The sequence below is a fragment of the Arachidicoccus sp. genome (assembly GCF_050436765.1).
In the GTDB taxonomy this organism is placed as follows: Bacteria; Bacteroidota; Bacteroidia; order Chitinophagales; family Chitinophagaceae; genus Arachidicoccus.
Window position 1 is genome coordinate 1 of sequence record NZ_JBNQGD010000138.1, and the last position, 5280, is coordinate 5280.

Annotated in this window: 5 protein-coding genes; 3 read left to right on the forward strand and 2 right to left on the reverse strand. The window is 36.0% G+C overall.

Annotation, left to right across the window (positions count from 1 at the left end; translation table 11 throughout):
- Together ACQR30_RS05695 and ACQR30_RS05700 are read left to right on the forward strand one after the other, a co-directional pair.
- Positions 1 to 576, forward strand: a 576-nt coding sequence (locus ACQR30_RS05695) for a 2-oxo acid dehydrogenase subunit E2 (protein WP_429732534.1), incomplete at its 5' end; no start/stop codon positions are given.
- A gap of 201 nt (positions 577 to 777) precedes the next feature.
- Positions 778 to 1353, forward strand: a complete 576-nt coding sequence (locus tag ACQR30_RS05700; protein WP_429732536.1) for a DUF6580 family putative transport protein — start codon at positions 778 to 780, stop codon at positions 1351 to 1353.
- 1 nt (position 1354) lies between these two features.
- Here the strand turns inward: ACQR30_RS05700 and ACQR30_RS05705 are convergent, their stop codons facing one another.
- Together ACQR30_RS05705 and metG are read right to left on the reverse strand one after the other, a co-directional pair.
- Positions 1355 to 1783 carry a YybH family protein gene (locus tag ACQR30_RS05705; protein WP_429732539.1) on the reverse strand — a complete coding sequence of 143 codons (429 nt, stop codon included), beginning with the start codon at positions 1781 to 1783 and terminating at the stop codon, positions 1355 to 1357.
- 23 nt (positions 1784 to 1806) lie between these two features.
- Positions 1807 to 3933 (reverse strand): methionine--tRNA ligase, encoded by a 2127-nt coding sequence (gene metG, locus ACQR30_RS05710; protein ID WP_429732542.1) that lies wholly within the window; start codon positions 3931 to 3933, stop codon positions 1807 to 1809.
- Between the two features lie 322 nt (positions 3934 to 4255).
- Between metG and ACQR30_RS05715 the strand changes: the two genes are divergently transcribed.
- Positions 4256 to 5280: MraY family glycosyltransferase (locus ACQR30_RS05715; protein ID WP_429732545.1), on the forward strand; the 1025-nt coding region annotated here is incomplete at its 3' end.

Here is a 5280-nt window from a genome sequence, read left to right on the forward strand (position 1 = left end):
AATATGGATGCAGCTGTAGAAGCAAGGCCCAAATTAAATAAAGATGGGAAAGCAAAAATTAGTTTCAATGATATCGTTTTAAAAGCTGTTGCAGTAGCACTGAAACAACATCCGACTGTTAACAGCAGTTGGTTGGGCGATAAAATCAGAATCAATCATCACGTAAATATAGGTGTTGCTGTAGCTGTAGAAGATGGCTTATTGGTGCCTGTTGTGCGTTTCGCAGATGGCAAATCTCTTTCTCAAATATCTGCTGAGGTAAAAACATTTGCACAAAAAGCTAAAGATAAAAAGCTTCAACCATCCGATTGGGAAGGCAGTACATTTACCGTTAGTAATTTGGGGATGTTTGGTATTGACCAGTTTACAGGAATCATCAATCCACCAGATGCTTGTATTTTGGCGATCGGGGGCATTTCGCAGGAACCAGTTGTAAAAAATGGACAAATAGTTGTTGGCAATATAATGAAAGTAACAATGAGTTGTGACCATCGGGTAGTCGATGGCGCAAGCGGAGCCGCTTTTTTACAAACGCTTAAATCTCTACTGGAAGAGCCATTAAGAATGCTTCTATAAAATAGGAATACATAAAAAGCCTGAGATCAGAATTTCAGGCTTTTTGTTTATAGCCAAAAAGGCATATTATTGCCTGGACTATTGCTTATAATTAGTAGAAGTGAATAATTCGGATTCATCAAATTCATGACATGGAACATTAATAATTAACGACAAAAAAAAGTATATTTGCCATACAACGCAGAATTTAAAAATTAAAAAATGAAATTGTCCTATAAAATCCTATTAAGCTTCACCTTGCTTATTGCTGTTGCTATTTTATATCGCTTAATACCTATGCCGAGTGGCATTTACGGCATTACACCCATGTTTGCTATGGCTATCTTTGGGGGCGTGCTTTTTAGTAAGGATAAAAAATATGCTTTCGCTTTACCATTAATTACCTTCTTCCTTTCTGATGTGTTATTTGAGATTTTATTCAAGGCGGGAAAATGGAGTGTGCCTGGATTTTATAGCGGGCAGTTAATCAATTATATTTTATTTGCCCTGGTAACTTGCCTAGGCTTTTTTATCAAAAAAGCAAAAGTTCTAAATATTGCTGTCGCCTCCGTTGCAGCACCTACTTTGTTTTATATTTTATCCAATTTTTCTGTTTGGATTACTGGCAACTATTATCCAAAAAGCCTAGCAGGTTTGCAACAATGTTATGTTGCTGGTTGGCCGTTTTATTTTCCTTACAGCATTGTGTCAACTTTAGTATTTTCAGGAATTTTGTTTGGCGCCTATGCATTCTTAATAAAAGGTAAAATAATCTCGGCAAATCACACAGCTATTTAACTCAAGAGGTATGGTCAACAACAATTACCCAATAGTTATTTATTTTTTTGAATAATAATGTAAAATGGCCGCCTACCTCATCTTTCACCCGATTGAGATGCCAAACACCTATCACAAAACAGGCTTTTGGTGAAAGTTGTTGAATTTGCAAATTACTAAACTGCAATACACCCATTGATGCCTTATTAGGATAACTTTTCTTATAGTGGTCCAATATTTCTCTCCAACCGTAAGTAATCGTTTTCGAGCTGACAAATTGAAGACTATCGTCTTTCCAATAGCCTTTCATAAAACCATCAATATCACCATTATTCCAGGCTATTTGCTGAGATTGCATTACATGAAGGATCGCTTGCCTTGTACTACTCTTTTGAGCAAACGAGAAAGAAAAAGTCAAAACGACAATTGGCAAGAAAATAATCTTCTTCATATTCAATATTTAAGCAGAAAATTTTAGTTTACACCCACACCATTTTCTACCTCGTCATCAGGATTTACAAAAACTAATTTTCCTAAGGAGTTTTCAGCCATTAAGATCATTCCGTTACTTTCAATACCGCGCATTTTTCTCGGAGCGAGATTCGCAACAACCGTGACACGCTTCCCTATAATTTCTTCAGGAGAAAAATGTTGAGCAATACCGGAACAAATAGTACGGATTTCATTGCCTAAATCAATTTGCAGTTTTAATAATTTATCTGCTTTGGGAATTTTCTCAGCCTCTATAATTGTGCCGATGCGTAAATCAATTTTTGCAAAATCATCAAATTGTATGGCAGGCTTTTGAACCGTGGGCGTCGTTTCCGACCTTAAACTTTCGGTCTTTGATAATAGGCTTTTAGCGTCGTGTTTGGCTCCATTTTTCAATTTTTCTATCTGCGCATTTATCTCCTCATCTTCAATTTTCCTAAATAATAATTCCGGCGCGCGAAGCGAATACCCAACACTCAACAATTTAATTCTACCCCCGTTTTGCCATTCTAACATCTTATCTACCACTTTCATCATTTTACATAACTTACGAGCAGTATTTGGCAAAAAAGGATTCACAAAAATGGCGAGGTTGGCCGTGAGCTGCAAACATAGATGCAGACAATTGTCGATGAGTTGTTGATTTTGTGGATTTTCTCCCAAAGTTTTCGCAACAATCCAAGGCTCTTTTTCCTGCATATATTTATTACCTTTTCGAGCAAGATCTATTACTTCAAACAGGGCATCGCGAAACTTATAGTTTTCAATACTCTTCTCAATAACAATTTTCGCATTTTCAATGTCCGCAATCAACGCTTCATCCTTATTATCCAAAATTCCAGCATGTAAAGGAGGTACTTTACCCTTACAAAGTTTATGCATTAGCACAAAACTTCTATTAACAAAGTTCCCAAAAATATTTGCCAATTCACTATTGTTAGCATCTTGAAAGCCTTTCCAGGTAAATTCACTGTCTTTGGCTTCGGGCATAATAGTGGTGAGATAATATCTTAAAACGTCCACCAACTGAGGACCACCATTTTCCTTTTTTACAAAATCATCTATATAATCCTGCATCTCCAGTTTCCAGTTACGACTGGTACTCATTTTATCACCTTCGAGATTGACAAATTCATTTGCAGGAACATTATCTGGTAGAATATTCCCATGTAATTTCAACATTATCGGAAAAATAATACAGTGAAAAACAATATTGTCTTTCCCTATAAAATGTACTAGCTTGGTATCTTTGTCATTCCACAAAACATCAGCGTCTATATCGTTATCCAAACAATATTGTTTAGTCGCACTAATATAACCAATAGGTGCGTCGAACCACACGTACAACACTTTCCCATCGGCACCTTCCACAGGAACTTTCACGCCCCAATCAAGGTCGCGCGTTACAGCCCGAGGTTGCAAACCACTATCTAACCAACTTTTACATTGACCAAGCACATTGGTCTTCCAATCATTTTTGTGTGTCGCCAAAATCCATTCCCGAAGCCAATTTTCATGGCGATTTAAGGGCAAATACCAATGTTTTGTCAGTTTTTTTATGGGCGCATTCCCACTTAATGTGCTTACCGGATTGATTAATAACTCAGGACTCAAACTTGTACCACATTTCTCACATTGATCACCAAAAGCTTCTTCAAATCCGCAATTAGGACAAGTGCCCTTTATAAAACGATCAGCCAAAAATGTTTGTTCAGCTTCATCGAAATACTGTTCAGTTTCTTTTATCTCTAAATCACCATTATCATTCAATTTTTTGAAGAACTCTTGAGCAGTTTTATGATGTAAGGGTGCCGACGTGCGGTGATAAATATCAAAATCAATACATAAATCCTCAAAATTTTGTTTAATAATTGGATGGTATTTGTCAATAATGGCTTGGGCAGTAGTCCCTTCCTTTTTTGCTTGAATAGGAATGGCTGTCCCATGTTCATCACTCCCACATACAAATATTACTTCTCTCTTTTGCGCTTTTAAATAACGCACGTAAATATCAGCCGGTAAATAAGCACCAGCCAAATGACCAATATGTTTCAGCCCGTTTGCATAGGGCAAAGCAGCGGTAATCAAATATCTTTTTGTCGAATTCATTTTCTTTTCGCGTTAGAGCACAAAAGTATTGCAAATCAATGCAATACCAAAATGTCTTATTTGTTAGGAATGTATTTATATTTTGTAAAAGCTACAAGAAGTGGCTAAATACTAATTATGTCAAACATAAATGAAGGAATAGTTATTTGTTACCTCAAACGGCTTTTTTACCAAAATATTACCTTAATTTCGCAAATGTAAATCTTAATTAAGGATTGATATTAAATCGTTTCTTCATTTGATCTTTCGGCACATTTTTTGGTTAGAAAAGATTTATCTCTGAAATAATTCAAAAAATAACTTTCTTAGTTTAAACAATCATATGAGATATCTCGACCTAAATCATTATTCCACGGTTGTTTATGGTGCAATGTTCATTCTGGCAATGAGCATTAGCGTTTTTGCTATTCCTAGTATAATTTTTGTAGCGAAAAAGAAAAAGCTGTTGGATAAACCAGATTATAGAAAAAAGCACTTAAATGTTACGCCTAATTTGGGGGGGATTGCGTTATTCTCTGCTTTTGCATTTGTTGCTTGTATTTTTAATGTTGGATCTTATTTCGCAGGGTGGTGCTATATTTTAGCGGGCGCGTTCTTACTTTTTGTAACAGGTCTAAAAGATGATTTAGTCTCTATCGATCCTTATAAAAAATTTGTTGCTCAAATTATTGCAGCAATAATAGTTGTTTATATCGCGGACATTCGACTCTCCAACTTAGATGGTATTTTTGGCATCCATGAATTGCCTTATCTAATTAGTTTTGTCTTATCTGTAATAGGAATCACCTTTGTAACAAATGCGTTTAATTTGATTGACGGAGTAGATGGTCTTGCTGGTGGATTGAGTTTACTACTATTTTCCTTCCTTGGAAGCATGTTTGCTTGGAATAATGATATTGGTCTTGCTATGATTTGCTTTACAATTTCGGGCGCAATTGTAGGCTTTCTAAAGTATAATATTGCTCCTGCAAAAATATTTATGGGAGATACCGGTTCTTTAATAATTGGCTTTTTAGCCTCCGTACTCAGTATCGCATTTGTGAATAAAATCGGATCAAATACTTCAACAGGATTTTTAAGTAGGTTAAGTCAGCAAAACGGCAACATTTCTATTGCGTTGGCAGCGATTATTGTTCCCGTTTATGATACGTTCCGAGTATTTACAACGAGAATCTTGCGTGGCTATTCTCCATTCAGACCCGACAGAACACATGTTCATCATGTACTCTTGGATTTAGGGCTTACGTCTACACAGGTTTCTGCAACATTATTTAGTATTACTGCAGCATTTATAGCATTTGCCATTGGATTATGTTATTGGCAGGTAGACCCCACTATTTCTATTTT